This window comes from Simplicispira sp. (genome assembly GCF_028687295.1).
GTDB lineage: Bacteria > Pseudomonadota > Gammaproteobacteria > Burkholderiales > Burkholderiaceae_C > Simplicispira > Simplicispira metamorpha.
Map to the genome: position 1 here is coordinate 1 of NZ_JAQUAL010000061.1, position 18,338 is coordinate 18,338.

General features: G+C 66.0%; 16 protein-coding genes and 1 pseudogene. 3 read left to right on the forward strand and 14 right to left on the reverse strand.

Annotated elements, in window-relative coordinates; genetic code table 11:
- Positions 1–1,819: excinuclease ABC subunit UvrA (locus PHX69_RS08620; protein ID WP_502958505.1), on the reverse strand; the 1,819-nt coding region annotated here is incomplete at its 3' end.
- Positions 1,820–2,087: 268 nt separating this feature from the next.
- On the opposite strand from PHX69_RS08620, the gene PHX69_RS08625 reads away from it, so the two are divergent.
- Both PHX69_RS08625 and PHX69_RS08630 read left to right on the forward strand, forming a co-directional pair.
- On the forward strand, positions 2,088–2,396 hold the full coding sequence (locus PHX69_RS08625) for a DUF485 domain-containing protein (protein WP_119012672.1): 309 nt from the start codon (positions 2,088–2,090) through the stop codon (positions 2,394–2,396).
- The gene (locus PHX69_RS08630; RefSeq protein ID WP_288043322.1) at positions 2,393–4,129 is read left to right on the forward strand and encodes a cation acetate symporter; all 1,737 of its coding nucleotides are present in this window, start codon (positions 2,393–2,395) and stop codon (positions 4,127–4,129) included. Before PHX69_RS08625 ends, PHX69_RS08630 begins: the two co-directional genes overlap by 4 nt.
- Positions 4,130–4,386: 257 nt before the next feature.
- On the opposite strand, the gene PHX69_RS08635 is transcribed toward PHX69_RS08630, so the two are convergent.
- From PHX69_RS08635 to PHX69_RS08680, 10 genes are all read right to left on the reverse strand, one after another.
- Positions 4,387–5,070 (reverse strand): 3'-5' exonuclease, encoded by a 684-nt coding sequence (locus tag PHX69_RS08635; protein WP_288043323.1) that lies wholly within the window; start codon positions 5,068–5,070, stop codon positions 4,387–4,389.
- 13 nt (positions 5,071–5,083) lie between these two features.
- Positions 5,084–6,904: a DUF294 nucleotidyltransferase-like domain-containing protein gene (locus tag PHX69_RS08640; RefSeq protein ID WP_288043324.1), complete on the reverse strand. Its 1,821-nt coding sequence runs from the start codon at positions 6,902–6,904 to the stop codon at positions 5,084–5,086.
- A 9-nt stretch (positions 6,905–6,913) separates the two neighbouring features.
- The gene (locus PHX69_RS08645) at positions 6,914–7,555 is read right to left on the reverse strand and encodes a 2-hydroxychromene-2-carboxylate isomerase (RefSeq protein WP_119012669.1); all 642 of its coding nucleotides are present in this window, start codon (positions 7,553–7,555) and stop codon (positions 6,914–6,916) included.
- On the reverse strand, positions 7,552–7,827 hold the full coding sequence (locus PHX69_RS08650; RefSeq protein WP_288043325.1) for a DUF1289 domain-containing protein: 276 nt from the start codon (positions 7,825–7,827) through the stop codon (positions 7,552–7,554). The genes PHX69_RS08645 and PHX69_RS08650 overlap by 4 nt, the downstream gene beginning before the upstream one ends.
- Positions 7,828–7,851: 24 nt before the next feature.
- Positions 7,852–8,769: a hydroxymethylglutaryl-CoA lyase gene (locus PHX69_RS08655; RefSeq protein WP_288043326.1), complete on the reverse strand. Its 918-nt coding sequence runs from the start codon at positions 8,767–8,769 to the stop codon at positions 7,852–7,854.
- A gap of 114 nt (positions 8,770–8,883) precedes the next feature.
- Positions 8,884–9,804 carry a 2-hydroxyacid dehydrogenase gene (locus tag PHX69_RS08660; protein WP_119012666.1) on the reverse strand — a complete coding sequence of 307 codons (921 nt, stop codon included), beginning with the start codon at positions 9,802–9,804 and terminating at the stop codon, positions 8,884–8,886.
- 76 nt (positions 9,805–9,880) lie between these two features.
- Complete coding sequence (locus tag PHX69_RS08665) at positions 9,881–11,920, reverse strand: acetyl/propionyl/methylcrotonyl-CoA carboxylase subunit alpha (RefSeq protein ID WP_288043328.1); 2,040 nt, start codon at positions 11,918–11,920, stop codon at positions 9,881–9,883.
- Between the two features lie 20 nt (positions 11,921–11,940).
- Entirely contained in the window at positions 11,941–12,723 is a 783-nt protein-coding gene (locus PHX69_RS08670) for an enoyl-CoA hydratase/isomerase family protein (protein ID WP_288043329.1), read from the reverse strand.
- Complete coding sequence (locus tag PHX69_RS08675; RefSeq protein WP_288043330.1) at positions 12,720–13,229, reverse strand: DinB family protein; 510 nt, start codon at positions 13,227–13,229, stop codon at positions 12,720–12,722. The genes PHX69_RS08670 and PHX69_RS08675 overlap by 4 nt, the downstream gene beginning before the upstream one ends.
- 17 nt (positions 13,230–13,246) lie before the next feature.
- A complete protein-coding gene (locus PHX69_RS08680) occupies positions 13,247–14,854 on the reverse strand; it encodes a carboxyl transferase domain-containing protein (protein ID WP_288043332.1) in 1,608 nt (535 codons plus the stop codon).
- 239 nt (positions 14,855–15,093) lie between these two features.
- Here PHX69_RS08680 and PHX69_RS08685 point away from each other — a divergent pair, with 239 nt between their 5' ends.
- The gene (locus PHX69_RS08685) at positions 15,094–16,095 is read left to right on the forward strand and encodes an AraC family transcriptional regulator (protein ID WP_119012661.1); all 1,002 of its coding nucleotides are present in this window, start codon (positions 15,094–15,096) and stop codon (positions 16,093–16,095) included.
- A gap of 47 nt (positions 16,096–16,142) precedes the next feature.
- Here the strand turns inward: PHX69_RS08685 and PHX69_RS08690 are convergent, their stop codons facing one another.
- From PHX69_RS08690 to PHX69_RS08700, 3 genes and pseudogenes are all read right to left on the reverse strand, one after another.
- A complete protein-coding gene (locus PHX69_RS08690) occupies positions 16,143–17,387 on the reverse strand; it encodes an HD-GYP domain-containing protein (protein WP_288043333.1) in 1,245 nt (414 codons plus the stop codon).
- Between the two features lie 59 nt (positions 17,388–17,446).
- Entirely contained in the window at positions 17,447–18,115 is a 669-nt protein-coding gene (locus tag PHX69_RS08695; protein ID WP_288043334.1) for an HAD family hydrolase, read from the reverse strand.
- 112 nt (positions 18,116–18,227) lie between these two features.
- Positions 18,228–18,338 (reverse strand): annotated as a pseudogene (locus PHX69_RS08700) (amino acid ABC transporter ATP-binding protein); the annotation flags it as partial.

Sequence of the window (18,338 nt, forward strand, 5' to 3'; positions counted from 1 at the left end):
CCAGCGTGTTGCCCGCATCGCGCAGGCGCAGCATGGCTTCGGTGATGCGGTGCATGTCGCGCGGGTGCAGGCCGATGCTGGGCTCGTCCAGCACAAACAGCGTGTTGACCAGGCTGGTGCCCAGCGCAGTGGTCAGGTTGATGCGCTGCACCTCGCCGCCGCTCAGGCTGCGGCTTTGCCGATCCAGGGTGAGGTAGCCGATGCCGACATCGCACAGGTAGCGCAGGCGGGTGCCGATTTCGTCGAACAGCAGGCGCAGGGCCTGGGCATCGCCGTTGCGGGGTGCTGGCGTGGCATGGGGGGGCAAGGCACTGAGCCGGTCAAAGAACCGGCGCAGGCGCTCAATGGGCAGGCGCATCAGGTCGTGCAGGCACAGGCCGGGCAGGGCTTCGAGTTGTGCGCGCGACCAGGCCACGCCCACGGGCATGAAGCGCTGTTCAGGCGCCAGCACGGCGTCGGCGTCTTCTTGGCTGCCCAGGCGCCAGAGCAGGCTGTCGGTTTTGAGGCGCGCACCGGCGCAGCTGGGGCATTCGGTGTAGCTGCGGTATTTGGACAGCAGCACCCGGATGTGCATCTTGTAGGCCTTGCTCTCCAGGTAGTCAAAAAAGCGCTGTATGCCGTACCACTGCTGGTTCCATTTCCCTTTCCATTCGGGTGAGCCGGCAATCACCCAGTTTTTGTGCGCCTCGGTGAGCTGGTTCCAGGGCGTGTCGCGCGGTATGCCTTCGCGCTCGGCGTGGCGCAGCAGGTCGTCCTGGCACTCTTTCCAGGCGGGCGTCTGTATGGCTTTGATGGCACCGGCGCGCAGGGTGAGCTTGTCGTCGGGGATGACCAGGCCCCAGTCCACGCCAATCACGCGGCCAAAGCCCCGGCAGGTTTCGCAGGCGCCCACCGCAGAGTTGAACGAGAACATCGACGCGATGGGCTCGGCATAGCGCAGATCGCTGTCGGGACAGTGCAGGCCGGTGGAAAAGCGCCAAATCTCCCAGGCGGGCGCGCTGGGGACGGTGTCTGCGGGCTGGGCGGTGGTGGTGGTGGCGCCATCGCCGCTTTCCAGCAGCCGGTACACGTTCAGCCGCCCTGTGCCGCGCTTGAGCGCGACCTCGATGGCCTCGATCACGCGTGCCTTCTCGGCATTGCCCAGACGAAAGCGGTCGGCCACCACGTCCAGCACCTTGCGCGGCCCGCTGGGCGTGGCCACTTCGCGCTCGGCCTGCACCTTGGTAAAGCCGCTGACCGACAGCCACTGCGCCACCTCCTCGGCGCTGGTGGCGGCGGGCAGCTCCACCGGGAAGGTCAGCACCAGGCGCGGGTTGGCCATGGCCCCCATGCTCCCCAAGGGAGCGCTCGCCGCCTGGGGGTGGCGCGGCGGCGGTGCGACGCCGCAGCGCCGTTGCAGTTCGGCGTAAATGGTTTCGGGGGAGTCGTGGCGCACCGGCTGGGCGGTTTGCCGGTCAAACAACTGCCCGGCGCGCGCCAGGAGCAGTTTGAGGTGGTCGTTGAGCTCCGTCATCGTGCCCACGGTGGAGCGCGAGCTGCGCACCGGGTTGGTCTGGTCGATGGCAATGGCCGGGGGCACGCCCTCGATCTTGTCCACGGCGGGCTTGTCCATGCGGTCGAGAAACTGGCGCGCATAGGCGCTGAAGGTTTCCACGTAGCGGCGCTGGCCCTCGGCGTACAGGGTGTCAAACACCAGGCTGGATTTGCCCGAACCACTGGGCCCCGTGACCACGGTGAGCTCGCCCGTGCGGATGTCCAGATCGACGTTTTTCAGGTTGTGCTGGCGGGCGCCACGGATACGGATCAGGCCATCGCTCATGGGGGTTCTTTCAGGAGGAAAAGGGAAACCGGCAAACCCGCTGATGGTGCCTCAAGCCCGGAAAAACAAGTGCTGCCGATCTCCTTGGCAGGGTGCGTCCTAGGGTAATTACCAACGGGTTTCCCCTAATAAATCAAGCACTTAAATGGCAGCTTTGGGCAATTTTCGTAAGCAGTTGGTCAGACGGCGTTTGCAGAATCAGCCAACGCTTTGAAGCCGGCACGGTTTCACGGCCTGGCCTTTTACCCATTCCTGAGGAGACAACACGATGAGTGATCCGGTGGTAGACAAGATACAGCGCCATCCCAAATACCTGGAGTTGCGCGCCAAGCGCAATCGGTTGGGGGTTTTTCTGACGATTCTGATGTTGATCGTTTATTACGGCTACATCGCCCTGATTGCTTTCAACAAGCCTTTTCTGGCCCAGCCGATTGGTGCGGGCGTGACGTCGGTGGGCATTCCCATCGGCATGGGGGTGATTATTTTCACCATCGTGATCACGGGCATCTACGTGCGCCGCGCCAACGGCGAGTTCGACACGCTGACCAAAGAAATCCTGAAGGACGCTTCCAAATGAATCGCCACACAACGTACGCCAGCATCCTGCTGGCACTGGTGGGCCTGGTAGCGGCAGCGGGCGCGCACGCCGCTGGTGCCGACATGGGCCAGGCTGCCAAGCAGGCCACCAACTGGACGGCCATCGTGATGTTCGGCGCCTTTGTTGCCGGCACGCTCTACATCACCAAGTGGGCAGCGGCCAAGACCAAGTCGGCCTCTGACTTCTATACCGGCGGTGGCGGCATCACCGGCTTTCAGAACGGCCTGGCCATTGCGGGCGACTACATGTCGGCTGCCTCGTTCCTGGGTATTTCTGCGGCGGTGATGGCGTCGGGCTACGACGGCCTGATCTACTCGCTGGGCTTCTTGGTGGGCTGGCCCATCATCACCTTCCTGATGGCCGAGCGCCTGCGCAACCTGGGCAAGTTCACCTTTGCCGACGTGGCCGGTTACCGCTTCCAGCAAACCCCCATCCGCGCCTTTGCCGCTTCGGGCACGCTGGTGGTGGTGGCCTTCTACCTGATCGCCCAGATGGTGGGCGCCGGCCAGCTGATCAAGCTGCTGTTCGGCCTGGAATACTGGATGGCCGTGGTCATCGTGGGCGCGCTGATGATGATCTACGTGCTGTTTGGCGGCATGACGGCCACCACCTGGGTGCAGATCATCAAGGCCTGCCTGCTGCTGTCGGGCGTGACCTTCATGGCCTTCATGGTGCTGGCGCAGTTCGGTTTCAGCCCCGAGGCGCTGTTTGCCAAGGGCGTGGAAGTGCGTACCCAAATTGCTGCTAACGGTGGCATGTCCCCTGAAGAGGCTGCCAAGAAGGGCTTGTCCATCATGGGCCCCGGTGGCTTCATCAAAGACCCCATCTCTGCCATTTCCTTCGGTATGGCGCTGATGTTCGGTACCGCTGGTCTGCCGCACATCCTGATGCGCTTCTTCACCGTGCCCGATGCCAAGGAAGCGCGCAAGTCCGTGCTGTGGGCCACCACCTGGATCGGTTACTTCTACGTGCTGATTTTCATCATCGGCTTTGGCGCCATCACCCTGGTGCTGACCAACCCCGAGTTTGCCGATGTGGCCAAGGGCGTGATCCACGGCGGTGCCGGTACGGCCAACATGGCTGCGGTGCTGGTGGCCAAGTCGGTGGGCGGTAACGTGTTCTACGGCTTCATCTCTGCCGTGGCGTTTGCCACCATCCTGGCCGTGGTGGCGGGTCTGACGTTGTCGGGCGCCTCTGCCGTGTCGCACGATCTGTACGCCACCGTGATCAAAAAGGGCAAGGCCGACAGCGCAGCCGAGCTGAAAGTGTCGCGCATCACCACCCTGGTACTGGGCGTGATTGCCGTGGTGCTGGGCATTGCCTTCGAGAAGCAGAACATCGCCTTCATGGTGTCGCTGGCCTTCGCGATTGCGGCTTCGGCCAACTTCCCGGTGCTGTTCATGTCGGTGCTGTGGAAAGACTGCACCACACGCGGCGCGGTGATCGGTGGCTTCATGGGCCTGATCTCCTCGGTGGGCCTGACCGTGGTCTCGCCCTCGGTGTGGGAAGCCACGCTGGGCAACCCTGCCGGTTCGGCCTGGTTCCCCTACACCTCGCCAGCCCTGTTCTCGATGACCATCGGCTTCCTGGGCGTGTGGCTGTTCTCCATCACCGACCGCAGCGCCAACGCAGCCCGCGAGCGCTCGGAGTTTGCCGCGCAGCAAGTGCGTTCGGAAACCGGTTTCGGTGCATCGGGCGCATCGGGCCACTGAGTCCATTCCCTTGGGAGGGTGCGATGCACCCCCGGCGCAGCGGATATACCGCTGCGCCACTTCCCCCCAAAAAAGCCGGGCCGCAGCGCCCGGTTTTTTTGCGTCTGCACGCAGCTCGATACCGCAGCCAGGCTGCGGTGGGATTGCGCAAAATGCTATTAAAAAGATAGCTATTGGCGCCCATTCTGCGGGCGCTGAAGGCTTTTTTGGCTTGGGTTTGGCTGGCCGCCTGCTGCGCGTGCGGCAGCAGTGCAGGTTCAGTGCCCGTGGTGCAGCTGGCGCAGCTTGATGAAGGCCAGCGCCGCCATCACCGCATCGTTGAGCGCGTCGTGGGCGTCGCGCCGAGGCAGTTGCAGGTCGGCCATCAGCGTGTCAAAGCGCAGGTCGATGTCGGCGTTGTCGTGCTGCTGGTAGGGCGGCAGCTGGCGGAATTTGTGGTCGTAGTACAGCGCCGAGATTTCGATTTTGGGCTGGGGCAGGCCCACGCCCAGCAGGGGGCGGATGGCGCGTTGCAGCATCGCCACATCAAATTCGAGGTAGTAGCCCACCAGCGGGCGGCTGCCGATGAAGTGCAGCAGCTGGTGCATGGCTTCGTCCAGCGCCAGGCCCTGGGCCACGTCGCTGCTGCGCAGGCGGTGGATGCGCACGCTCTCTGCCGACACGCCCTTGTCGGGGCGCACCAGCAGTTCCAGGCGCTGGCTGGTCAGGATGCGCTGGCCGACGATGCGCACGGCGCCAATTGAGATGATTTCGTCGCTGCGCACGTTCAGGCCGGTGGTTTCGCAGTCCAGCGACACCCATTCATCGGGCGGCGGCGGGTCGAACAAAAAGGCAAATGCCGGGTCGGTGAGCTGGCGCAGCTGCCATTGGCGCTGCACCGATTGCCACCAGCGCCGTGGCCCCGTGGCGGGGGCGAGGGAGGCGGGCAGGGCGGTGGTCATGGGCAGGCCCCGCTCACAGGGCGTCCAGGCGGAAGCGGTGGTGCAGCAGCACCTTGAAGCGCTTGACCACCGACAGCGTGTCTTTGAGCAGGTCGCGCTCCAGGCTGCTCAGGCGCTCGGGGGCGACTTCGCCGCTGACAGCGCGGCCCGTGTCCAGCTCGGCCAGGCCCGCTTTAAGGCGCAGGCCCATCAAAAAATACAGGCTCTCGGTCAGTTCATCGCCCTGGGCGCTGCTCAAGGTGCCGTCTGCCACCAGCGCGGCGATGCGATCGGCCGTGCTGGTGGGCGCCACGCGCTGGGCCAGCGCCAGGCTGCGCACGCCGTGTACGATGGGGAAGATGCCTTCTTTTTTCAGGTTCAGGTGCTGCGCCCCATCGCTGCGCGCCAGCCAGCGGTTCCACCAGCTGGTGCTGCTGCCAAAGGCTTCCACGGCGGCGGCAAAGCGGCCCAGCATGGCATCGCTGTCGGTGGCCAGCGTGACCAGGCGCTCGCGCACGGCGGCCAGCAAGCTGGCATCGCCCGCCACGGCGTGGGCGTCCATGAAGATGGCCAGGTGCATCAGGCTGTCGGCATCGGGCAGCAGTAGCCACTGGCGCGCCTTTTGGCCAAACTCGCTGGCACTGGCGCGCCACTGCGGGTTGCTCACCATGATGTGGCCGGGGCATTCGGGGTAGCCAAAATCTGCCAGCGCCTGCGAGAAACGCTGGCAGATCGCCTGCAAGTCGTCGGGCGGCTGGTAGCCGTCGCGCAGGATCAGGCCGTTGTCCTGGTCGGTTTTCAGCAGCTGCTCGCCACGCCCCTCGCTGCCCATCACGAACAGGCAGCTGTGGGCCACCAGCTCGGGCGGCGCCACCATGGCCCAGGCGCGCTCAAACAAGCGGGCGTTGAGCTGCTGCACCAGCGTGGTCATCAGGCTGATGCGGGTGCCGCCCCGGTATAGCAGCGCAATCAGCCGCGTGATCTGTGCTGCGGCCTGCGCCAGCGCGGGCAGGTCGCTGGCCTGCTCGATCTGCACCGTGATCAGGTGCGAGTGGTTGGCCAGAAAACTGAACAAATCCAGCGCCTCCAGAATGCCGCGCACCTGCCCGGCCTCGTCCAGCACCACCAGCCTGTGGATGCGGCTGCGAAGCAGCTGGGCCATGGCGTCGCCCAGCTGGTCGCTGGTGCGCACCGTGACCACCGGGCTGCTGGCCAGCTCGCCTACTGCCAATTGCGCCAGCGGGCGGCCATCGAGGATGGCGCGCTGGAGCGTGGTGTTGCTGAAAATGCCCATCGCCCCGCCAGGCAGGCCCGTGACCAGCACGCTGGTGGTGCGCTGGGCCTGGAAGATGCGCACCACCGAGACGATGTCGGTCTGTGCGTCCACACTGTGCGCCGGGCGCAGGTAGGCTTGATCGACGCGCGCCAGCGTGAGCGATTGCAGCTCGTGCTGGTCGCCGCGCTGGGCCAGCGTGCTGAGTTTGTGTCCGATGTCGGAAAACAGCAGCGCGCCAAAGGTGGTGTTGCGTGCAATCAGTGTGTTCACCGCCTCGTGGGTGAGCTGGTAGGCCACCACCTCTTCGGCGGCCACGAAGCGGCTGCTGACGCGCCCGGCCACCAGCCCCCGGCCATCAAAGGTGTCGTCGGGGCCATAGGTGGCCAGTACTTCATCGCCCTCGGTCTGCGTGACGTAGCCTTTGATGAGCACGAACAAATGCGTGGGCACCACACCCACATCGAGCACCACGGCGCCCTCGGGGAAGTAGGCAATATCGACGTTTTGGCGCACCAGCCCGCGCTCGTCGGGCGTCAGGCAGTCAAAGGGAGAAGCGGCAAAGTTGAAGGCGTTGGGCATGGCGCCCATTCAACCCGGGATGCCTTTCTCCACGCTTGCAGCGGCGTCCCAGCCGGTGGCAAACCAGGCATCGCCCTCCAGATAGGCGCGCAGCATGGGCAGGCCGTCGAGCCCCCAGAACAGCTTGCCATCGACCTCGAAGGCGGGCACGCCAAACACACCGCGTGCGGCAGCGGCATCGGTGTTGCTGCGCAGCAGCGCCTTGGCGCGTGCGCCGTCGTCGTCGCCGGGCTGCACTTGCGGCGCCAGCGCCTGGGCCAGTTGCTCCAGCCGCGTGGCGTCCAGCGCGTCGTGCCCGCCTTGCCAGACATGGCGCAAGAGCGTGCCCGCTGTGAAGCGGTTGATGCTGCCGTCGTGGCTGCACGCCAGTGCCTGGCGCAGCAGCGGCAGCGGCTTGAATGGGTGGCGCGCGGGCATGTGCAGCGGCACGCCCAGCGCGTGGCCCAGCCAGGTGACATGGCGGTACGTCCAGTCGCGCTTGGGCGCAATGCCCGCCGGGCCGGGGTTGCCCTGCTGCTGCAGCAGTGCGCCCAGCAGCACCGGGCGGTATTCCACGCTGTAGCTCAGGCCCTCCAGCGCCTGCGGCAGGCGTTCAAACGCCAGCCAGGCGTAGGGCGAGACAAAGTCGAGGTAGAAGGTGATGTGCTTCATGCGTTCTCCTGGGCGGCAGGTACGGGCGCAAAGGCCACCCCCGCGCGCTGCGACAACTGCGTCCAGATGGACAGGCGCTGCGCCCGGTCGGCCCCGGCCCAGGCGCGGATCTCGGGGATGGTGCGAAAGCACCCCTCGCAGTGGCTGCGGTCTTCGGTCATGCGGCACACCGAGATGCAGGGCGAGGGAATGTCCTCGTCAGAATTTGGGTCAAAATAGCCCGCAGCGCGCAGCAGTTCTGCGCGAGCAGCTATTGGTTTGGTAGCGTTCATGGTCAATGGTGTCGGGTGTTGCGCTCAGCCAGCGCGTTTGTTCAGAACGGCCACCGCCACGCGCGAGGCGCTTTTGCGGCCCAGGAAGTCGCTGATGTAGACGCCGGCGTCAATCAGCTTGTCCAGGTCGATGCCGGTCTCGATGCCCATGCCGTGCAGCAGGTACACCAGGTCTTCGGTGGCCACGTTGCCCGTGGCGCCCTTGGCATAGGGACAGCCGCCCAGGCCCGCCACGGAGGACTGGAAGTTCCACACCCCCAGCTCCAGTGCCGCCAGCGTGTTGACCAGCGCCTGGCCGTAGGTGTCGTGAAAATGCCCCGACACCTCGTCAATGGCGTAGTGCTGCAACGCCGCTTCGATGGCGCGCTGCACCTTGCGCGGCGTGCCCACGCCGATGGTGTCGGCCACGTCCACGCGCTGCACGCCGATGCCGCGCATCAGGCCCGCCAGGTAGGCCACACGCTCGGGGGCGATCTCGCCCTCGTAGGGGCAGCCCACGGTGCAGCTCATGGCGCCGCGCACCGCAATACCGGCTGCGCGCGCCGCCGCCACCACCGGGGCAAAGCGCTCAATGCTCTCGGCAATCGAGCAGTTGATGTTCTTCTGGCTGAAGGCCTCGCTGGCAGCGCCAAACACCACGATTTCGTCGGGCCGGTCTTGCACCGAGGCTTCATAGCCTTGCAGATTGGGCGTCAGCACCGAGTAGCGCACGCCGCTGCGCCGGGCGATGCCTTGCATCACGGCGTGGTTGTCGGCCATCTGCGGCACCCACTTGGGGCTCACGTAGCTGGTGACTTCGATCTCTTGCAGGCCCGCGTCCTGCAAGCGCTGCACCAGGCTGATCTTGACATCGGCAGGCACGGGGGTTTTCTCGTTTTGCAGGCCGTCGCGCGGGCCTACGTCGATGAGTTTGACGCGGGTGGGAAGGTGGGCAAGGTTCATGGTTGTGCTATTGGCTCCATCAAATTTTCTGTAAAGTCCCAGCCAGCACGGCCCCCTTCAACCCCACTGCCTCGGCAGCCAGGTTGCTTGGGGGTTTTTTCTGGGCGTGCGTTGTCAGTACCCCCGGGCGGGCTCCACCACCCCGGCAATGGCCTCGCCGCGCTGTAGCGCAGTGATTTTGCGGGCGATCTGGGCAATGCTTTCGTCGCGCAGCGTGCGCGCCGAGGTGTGGGGGGTGACGGTGATGTTCGGGTGCTGCCAGAACGGGTGGGCGGCGGGCAGCGGTTCGGTGCGGAACACGTCCAGCGTGGCGCCCGCCACGTGGCCACTGGCTATCAAGGCCAGCAGGTCGTCATCAACCAGGTGCGCGCCGCGCGCCACGTTGATCACGTAAGCGCCCGGCTGTAGGCGAGAGAGCGTGTCGCGGTGGATGATGTTGGCTGTGTCGGGCGTGAGCGGCAGCAAATTGACCAGCACGCGGCTGGCGGCCAGGAAGTCGTTGAACTGCCCCGCACCGCTGAAGGCGCGCACGCCCGCGACGGCTTTGGGCGAGCGGCTCCAGCCGTTGACTGGAAACTCGAACTGCGCCAGCGCCTGGGCCACGCGCTCGCCCAGCACGCCCAGGCCCATCACCCCGACCGCAAAATCCTGGCGCAGGCGTGGCTTGCGGTAGGCCCAGCGCCCGGCCTGCCGGTCGGCCTCGTAGCCGTCGAACTCGCGGAAATGCCGGATAACGGCATGGCACACATATTCGGCCATTTGCACGGCCATGCCCGCGTCGTCCAGGCGCACCACGCGCGCGCCGGCAGGCAGGCGCCGCTGTAGCAGGCCATCGACGCCCGCGCCAATATTGAACAGGGCCTGTATGCCTTGCTGCTCATCCAGAAACTGTTGGGGCGGTGCCCAGACCACGGCGTAGTCGGCCAGCGGGGCACCGCTTTGCCAGACGGTGATGTCCGCCTGTGGCAGGGCCGCGCGCAAGCCCTGTAACCAGGGCTCGGCTTTGGTATCGGTGCAGCAAAAAGTGATTTTCATGGCGCGAGAGCGTAACGCCATTGCCCCGCCAGCGCAGTCCGGCGCGGCACACACCTTGTGCCGCAGCTGGTCATGCTCAGGCGGCGCTGGCAGCCACCAGTTTGAGCAGCTCGGCGCCCTCGGTCAGCTGGTCGCCCGGGGCGTAGAGCAGCTCGGCCACCACGCCATCGAACGGCGCGGCAATCGTGTGCTCCATCTTCATGGCTTCCATCACGGCCAGGGGCTGGCCTTTGCTGACTTTGTCACCGGCCTGCACGGCAAACGACACCACCTTGCCGGGCATGGGGGCCGTCAGGCGACCGCCCTCAGCGGCCACTTCGCCAGCGTGCGCCAGCAGGTCGATTTCGACAATCTGCGTGGCACCGCGCGCGCTGAACACATGCTCGGTTTCGCCCTGGGCATAGACGCTGACCAGCGTGCGCTCACCGGCAAACTCCAGCTCGATGCGGTTATCGGAGAGCGCCTTGAACGCCAGCGCGCCGCTGGTGGCCGCGCCGTGGCCCTCGGGGGGCTGCACGGCAAAGTCCAGTGCGCCGCCGCCCTGGTAGGTCAGCACGGCACTGGCCTGGGCGCTGCCAAATTCAAAGGCAAAGCGCCGCTGCGTGCGCCCGTGCGAGCGCCAGCCATCGCGCTGGCTGAAGGGGTCGGTGCCCGCCAGCCGCTGTTCGACCAGCAGGGTTTGTGCCACGGCAGCGGCAGCGGCCAGCGGCAGGCCCACCAGTTCCTGGCCAAACAGCACGGCGGCCTCGCGCTGGATCAGGGCTGTGTCGAGCTGGGCGTTGGCAAACGCGGGGCTGCGCGCCACCAGACGCAAAAACTGCACGTTGTTGGCCAGGCCGACGATGTGTGTTTGCGCCAGCGCTTCGTCCAGCCGGGCCAGTGCCTGCTCGCGCGTGTCGCCGTGGACGATGAGCTTGGCAATCATCGGGTCGTAGAACGGACTGATGGCATCGCCTTCGCGCACACCGTCGTCAAAGCGCACTTCGCCGCGTGCAAAGCTGGTGCAATGCGGCTTGCGGTACACGGTCAGGGTGCCGGTGGCGGGCAGGAAGTGGTTCTCGGGGTTTTCTGCGCAAATGCGCGCTTCAATGGCGTGGCCGGTGATGCGCAGGTCTTCTTGCTTGCAGGGCAGGGGCTCTCCCGAGGCCACGCGCAGTTGCCACTCCACTAGGTCTTGGCCCGTGATGGCTTCGGTGACGGGGTGCTCCACTTGCAGGCGGGTGTTCATCTCCATGAAGTAGAACTTCATCTGCTCGGGGTGTTCGTAGCCGCCGGGCTGCTCGACGATGAATTCCACCGTGCCTGCGCCCACGTAGTTCACGGCGCGCGCAGCGGCCACGGCAGCTTCGCCCATGCGGGCGCGCAGCTCAGGCGTCATGCCGGGGGCGGGGGCTTCTTCCAGCACCTTCTGGTGGCGCCGCTGCACCGAGCAATCGCGCTCGAACAGGTACACGCAGTTGCCGTGGGTGTCGCCAAACACCTGGATTTCGATGTGGCGCGGGCGCTGTACGTATTTTTCAATCAGCACGTTGTCGTTGCCAAAGCTGTTGATGGCTTCGCGCTGGCACGATGCCAGGGCAGCGGCAAAGTCTGCGCTGTGCTCGACCACACGCATGCCCTTGCCACCGCCGCCCGCGCTGGCCTTGATGAGCACGGGGTAGCCGATGCGGTCGGCCTCAGACTGCAGCAGTGCCGGGTTTTGGTCGGCGCCGTGGTAGCCCGGCACCAGGGGCACCTGGGCTTGCTCCATCAGCCGCTTGGATTCGGCCTTCAGGCCCATGGCCTGGATGGCGGAGGCGGGCGGGCCGATGAACACCAGACCTGCTTTGGCACAAGCCTGGGCAAATTCGTCGTTCTCGCTCAGAAAACCGTAGCCGGGGTGGATGGCCTGGGCGCCCGTGGCTTTTGCGGCCTCGATGATGCGTTCCCAGCGCAGGTAGCTTTCCTTGGGGGTGCTGGCGCCGATGTGGACGGCCTCATCGCAGGCGGCCACATGTTTGGCGTGGGCATCGGCGTCGGAATAGACGGCCACGGTTTTGATGCCCATGCGGTGCGCCGTAGCGGCCACGCGGCAGGCGATTTCACCGCGATTGGCAATCAGGATTTTTTTAAACATGGTGAATTTCTCCAGGAATTTCAGGCCAGCCAGCCGGGTTTGCGTTTTTGCAGGAAGGACTGCACGCCCTCGCGGCCCTGCTCGCTGGCGCGGATGTCGGCAATGCCTTCCACGGTGGTGGCGATCAGTTGTGCGTTGATGTCGCGCTCGGCCACGTCTTGCACCAGCTTTTTGCAGGCGCGCACGGCGTCGGGGCTGGCTACGGTGATGGCCCGGGCCAGCTCGTCCACCTTGGCGTCGAGCTGATCGGGTGCGACCACGGCGTGGACAAAACCGGTGCGCAGTGCCTCGGCAGCGTCAAAGCGTTCGGCGGTCAAAAAGTAGCGGTGCGCGGCGCGTGCGCCCATGGCGCGGATCACATACGGGCTGATGGTGGCGGGGATGAGCCCCAGCTTGACTTCGCTCAGGCAGTAGCCTGCCGTATCCACGCTCACGGCCATGTCGCACGCGGCCACCAGGCCCATGCCACCGGCGTACACATCGCCCTGCACGCGGGCGATGGTGGGCTTGGGGCATTCATAAATCACGCGCAGCATCTGGGCCAGCTTGCCCGCATCGATGAGGTTTTCCTCGCGGGTGTAGTCGGCCATGCGGCGCATCCAGTTCAGGTTGGCACCGGCGCAAAAGGCTGGGCCTTCGGCGGCCAGCACCACCACGCGCACGTCGGGGCGCGCGCCCACCTCGGTGAAGGCCGCGGTGATCTCGGCAATGACCTCGTCGCTGAAGGCGTTGCGCACCTCGGGCTGCGTGAGCGTGATGCGCGCCACGGCGCCAGTTTGGGTGATGGACAGGTTCTGACTCATGGCTTGGATGGGTTTTGCAAGAAGTAAACAAGGTCCAGCTCAGGGCAGGGCTGGCCCAGGGCGGTCAATGCGGCGGTGATCTGGCCCCGGTGGTGCGTGCCGTGGTTGAACACATGCGCCAGCGTGGCCGCAAAAGGCAACGATGCCGCTGTGCCGCGCATGGTGGTGTAGTCCAGCGTGCCGCCCCAACGGTCTGGAGAGAACGAAGCGATCAGCGGTGCCCAGCGGGCAGCACCTTCACGCAGGCGGGCATCCAGCCGTGCACGGTCGCTCTCCAGTTCGGTGTCCAGCGCCACCTTGGGTGAAATGCCCTCGGCAAACCGCACAAACCACAGGTGGTGCTCACCCACCAGCAGGTGGTTGAGCGTGCCGTGGATGCTGTTGAAGAACAGGCCCACATCGTGCCGATAGGCCGCTTCAGGCAACGCCCGCACGGCATCGAGCAGGCGCACCGTGGCCCACACGTTGTAGCGTGCGAGTTGGGTGAAGTGGGCAACAGCGTCCATGGAAGCTCCCCGTGGGGTTACATGCGGAAGATGCCGAACTTGGTGTCTTCGATCGGCGCGTTGCGCGTGGCCGACAGGCCCAGCGCCAGCACGCGGCGCGTGTCGGCGGGGTCGATCACGCCGTCGTCCCACAGGCGGGCGCTGGCGTAGTAAGGGTGGCCCTGGTCTTCGTACTGGCGGCGGATCGGCGCTTTGAAGGCTTCTTCTTCTTCCATGCTCCAGCTGCCGCCCTTGGCTTCGATGCCATCGCGCTTGACGGTGGCCAGCACGCCAGCGGCCTGGTCGCCGCCCATCACGGAAATGCGCGCGTTGGGCCACATCCACAAGAAGCGCGGCGAGTAGGCGCGGCCACACATGCCGTAGTTACCGGCGCCAAAGCTGCCGCCGATGATGATGGTGAATTTGGGCACGCTGGCCGTGGCCACCGCCGTGACCATCTTGGCGCCGTTGCGCGCGATGCCTTCGTTTTCGTACTTGCGGCCCACCATGAAGCCGGTGATGTTCTGCAAGAACACCAGCGGAATCTTGCGCTGGCAGCACAGCTCGATGAAGTGCGCGCCCTTGAGCGCCGACTCGGAAAACAAAATGCCGTTGTTGGCAATGATGCCCACCTGCATGCCTTCGATGCGGGCAAAGCCAGTGACCAGCGTGGTGCCGTAGCGGGCCTTGAACTCGTCGAACTCACTGCCATCGACGATGCGGGCGATGATTTCGCGCACATCAAAGGGCTTGCGCGTGTCCACGGGGATCACGCCGTACAGTTCTTCTGCTACAAAATTAGGAGCTGTTGGCGCAGTATCGGCGGGCGCTGGAGCCTTGTTTTTATTCAAATTGCGCACGGCATTGCGCGCCAGGGCCAGCGCGTGCATGTCGTTTTGCGCCAGGTGGTCGGCCACGCCCGACAGGCGCGTGTGGACATCGCCACCGCCCAGGTCTTCGGCGGTGACGACCTCGCCCGTGGCGGCTTTGACCAGCGGCGGGCCGCCCAAAAAGATGGTGCCCTGGTTTTTCACGATGATGGATTCATCGCTCATGGCAGGCACGTAGGCGCCGCCCGCCGTGCAAGAGCCCATGACCACGGCGATTTGTGCAATGCCCTGGGCGCTCATCTGCGCCTGGTTGAAGAAGATGCGGCCAAAGTGGTCGCGGTCGGGGAAGACCTCGTCCTGGTTGGGCAGGTTGGCACCGCCCGAGTCCACCAGGTAAATGCAGGGCAGGTGGTTTTGCTGGGCCACTTCCTGCGCGCGCAGGTGCTTTTTGACGGTGAGCGGGTAGTAGGTGCCGCCCTTCACGGTGGCGTCGTTGCACACGATCATGCAGTCGATGCCGCTGACGCGGCCAATGCCAGCGATCAGGCCCGCGCCGGGAGCGTCGTTGTTGTACATGTTCAGCGCGGCCAGGGGGGCCAGCTCCAGGAACGGCGTGCCGGGGTCGAGCAGCATTTGCACGCGCTCGCGTGGCAGCAGCTTGCCACGGGCGGTGTGTTTGGCGCGGGCGGCTTCGCCACCGCCCGCAAAAATGGTGGCAAGGTGCGCGTTCAGGTCAGCGACCAGCGCGCGCATGGCGCTGGCGTTGGCCTGAAAGTCGGCCGAGCGGGCGTTGAGTTGGCTCTGCAAAACGGGCATGGTGGTCTTTCCGGGTGCAAGAAATAGGGCGTGCGCCATGGCGGTCACGCCAGGCTGCGCGGTGTGGGTATGCCACGACACGAACGGCAAGAATACGCCCTTCGCTGGTTTTGAGGTTGCCAGCGGGGTTGCAAATTGCGCCACGGCAACGCACACTGCGGCTGGTGAATCACGCTCCTGCCACGGCACCGGTTGCCGCCCTGTCATCGCCCCTTCCCGGCGGCCCTGCCGCTACGCCCATGGCTTTTGTGCAGGCCATTGTGCAGGCTTGCACACGCGCCGGTGTGCCCCCCGGTCCGCTGCTGGCGCAGGCACAAATCGCGCCACAAGAAGTGGTAAACCCTGAGGCCCGTGTCACCGCCTGGCAGTTCGAGCGGCTCTCGGGCCTGGCCATGCAGGCGCTGGACGACGAGGCGCTGGGCTGGTTTGGCCGCCGCCTGCCTTGGGGCAGCTACGGCATGCTGGCGCGTGCCTCCATCAGCGCGCCCACGCTGGGCGTGGCCTTGCAGCGCTGGTGCCGCCACCACGGCCTGCTGCAAGAGGCCATCACACTGCGCCTGCACAGCGAGGGCGGTACGGCCACGCTCTCGCTCACTGCGCACCGTGACCTGGGGCCGTTTCAGGAGTTCTGCCCGGTGTCGGTGCTGCGCAATGCCCACGGTCTGGCCTGCTGGTTCATCGACTCGCGCATTCCGCTGCAAGGGGCGCAGTTTGCGTTTGCCCGGCCTGCACACCACAGCGCCTATGCGGTGTTGTTTCCGGGGCCGACGGTGTTTGGCGCCCCGGTGGCGGGGGCGGCGCTGGCCAGCATCCGCTTGGATGCGCGCTACCTGGCGCTGCCTTTGCAGCGCGACGAGGCTGCGCTGCGCCAGATGCTGCAACGCGCCCTGCCGCTGACGGTGCTGCAATACCGGCGCGACCGCCTGCTGGTGCAGCGTGTGCGCCACGCCCTGGCCGCCGACCCGGGCGCCGCCCACAGCGCCGAGGCCCTGGCCCAGCGCCTGCACCTGTCGCCGCGCACCCTGCACCGCCAGCTCAAGGAGGAGGGCGCCTCGCTGCAAGCGCTGAAAGACGAGGTGCGCCGCGAGCGCGCCATCGCCCTGCTGCACCGCACCGACCGCCCCATCAAGCAGGTGGCGCACGAAGCGGGTTTTGGCAACGACAAGAGTTTTATCCGCGCGTTTCGCAGCTGGACGGGGCAATCGCCCGCCGAGTTCCGGCGCAGCGCCCGGCCTGGCTGAGGCCAGTGCAGGGCCGCTGCGTTGGTGCGCTGGTGCGGGCGGGCGTTTCAGGCCGTGGCGGCGTCGGTCAGCGTGCTGTGGGCGGCGGCCATGGCTTCGTCCAGGTCTTGCTCCAGCGCCTCCAGAATGGGCCACTCCACGCGCCCGGCCTGCGCCAGTTCGTGCATGAAGGCCATGGCCTGGGCGGCGTCCAGCCCGGCGCGGTAGGGGCGGTCTTGCACCATGGCCTGGAAGATGTCGGCCACACGCAGGATGCGCGCCTCCAGCGGCAGCGTGCGCGCATCCAGATGGAACGGGTAGCCATGCCCGCCCGGCTCTTCGTGGTGGTAGGCGGCCCACAGGGCGATGTCTTCAAAGCCCTGGATGCCGCGCAGAATCTGGAAGGTTTCAAAGCTGTGGGTGTGGATGATCTGGCGCTCGTCGGGCTCCAGCACACCGGGTTTTTCCAGGATTTCGTCGGGCACGCGCAGTTTGCCCAGGTCGTGCAGCAGCCCGGCCACCTCCAGCTTGTCGCAGTGGTCGGCGCTCACACCCATGCGCTGGGCCAGCAGCCGGGCCAGGCAGGCCACCCCCTCGGAGTGGCGTGCTGTGAACGGGCTTTTGGCATCGACGATGCGGGCAAACAGCGCAGCCGCCTGGCGGATTTGCATTCCCTGCGCGGGCAGGGGCGTGGCCTGTGCCAGTTGGTGCTGCAACGCCTGCTGGATGGCACGCGGCTCCAGCAGCAGCCAGAACGCCTCGGTGCGCGAAGCCTGCAAAAACGCCTCTACCAGCGCGGGCGCGAAATGGCAGCCGCTGCGCTGCGCGATTTCGGTGCGGATTTGCGCCATATGAACCAGCACGGCGTTGCTGGCGTAGTAGGGCGCGGCCAGGGTGTCCACCCGATCGACCAGGTAAATCAGGTTGGCCTGCAAGGCCACCTCGGGCGCCAGATCCAGCGTTTTCAGCTCGCTCCAGGGGGTGTGGTGGTAGCGGATGGGCAAGGCCATGGCCGCCAGCGGCGCAAACGATTGCAGCAGGGCGCAGCCATCCACCGCATGCTCTTGCGAGCCCACCCAGTCAAACTCGGCCAGCAGGTGCTGGTGCATGCGGGTAGAAGACACGCCGATGTCGTGCAGCATGCCCAGCTCGAACAGAAAATGCTGCTCCGGCTGCCCCAGGCTCAGCACGCGGCCACATTCGGCGGCCATCACGCCCACCCGCTTGCCGTGGGACAGGTCGTCCACCCCGACCAGATCCAGGGCGTCGGAGAGGGCGTAAATCACGTGGTGCAGTTCAGCTTGCAGGGGCATAAGCTTGGAGGATGGGCTGGGGGTGAGCAAAGCGCGGGCGCGCACGCCCGGTGGCAATGCTACCAACCACTGAGCAAGCCGGGCAGTGCGGCCATGTCGGCAATGATGTGTTGGGCCCCGGCACCGCGCAGCGCCTCGGGCGTGCCGTGGCCGATGGGACTGGGGCTGTAGCCCACCACGGTGGCACCGGCGGCCACACCGGCCTGCACACCCGTCACGGTGTCTTCCACCACCAGGCAGCGCGTGGGCGCCACGCCCAGTGCGGCGGCGGCGGCCAGGTACACGTCGGGCGCGGGTTTGGTGGCGGGCATTTCGTGGCCGCTGAAGATGCGGCCCGCAAAGTACGGCGCCAGACCCACCTGGGCCAGCTGCATCTCGACCTTGAAGCGGTCAGCCCCCGAGGCGCAGGCAATGCGCCCTTGCAGGCGCTCGTGCACGGCACGCACTGCCTCTACGGCGCCGTCAATGGCTTGCAGCTCGGCAGCCAGCCGGGCGTTGCGGCGCGCGTAGAAGGCGGCCATCCAGGCGTCGGTGAGCGGGCGACCGGTGTGGGCCTCGATGCGGGCGGCCTCGCTGCGCACGGTTTTGCCGATGAACCACTCCATGCACTGCGCGGGCGTCAAGGCCCAGCCGGCCTCGTTGAGCATCTGGCACAGCACGCCGTTAGTGATGGGCTCGCTGTCCACCAGAACCCCATCACAATCGAATAAAACTGCTTCAAATTTCATAGCTGGTAGCGCCCTCTGCGTCAGGGCTGGAGGGCAAAAACATATAAAAACACACCCGCAGGTGCGCCAGGCGCCTGCGGGTGTGTGCGGGGGAAGGGCAGCGGCTGCGGGTTCAGTGCTGCAAGATTTTGTTGAGGAAATCTTTGGTACGGGTCTGGCGCTCTTCGGGGTGGTTGAAGAACTCGTCGCGCGTGCAGTCTTCGAGGATTTTGCCGCCCACGTC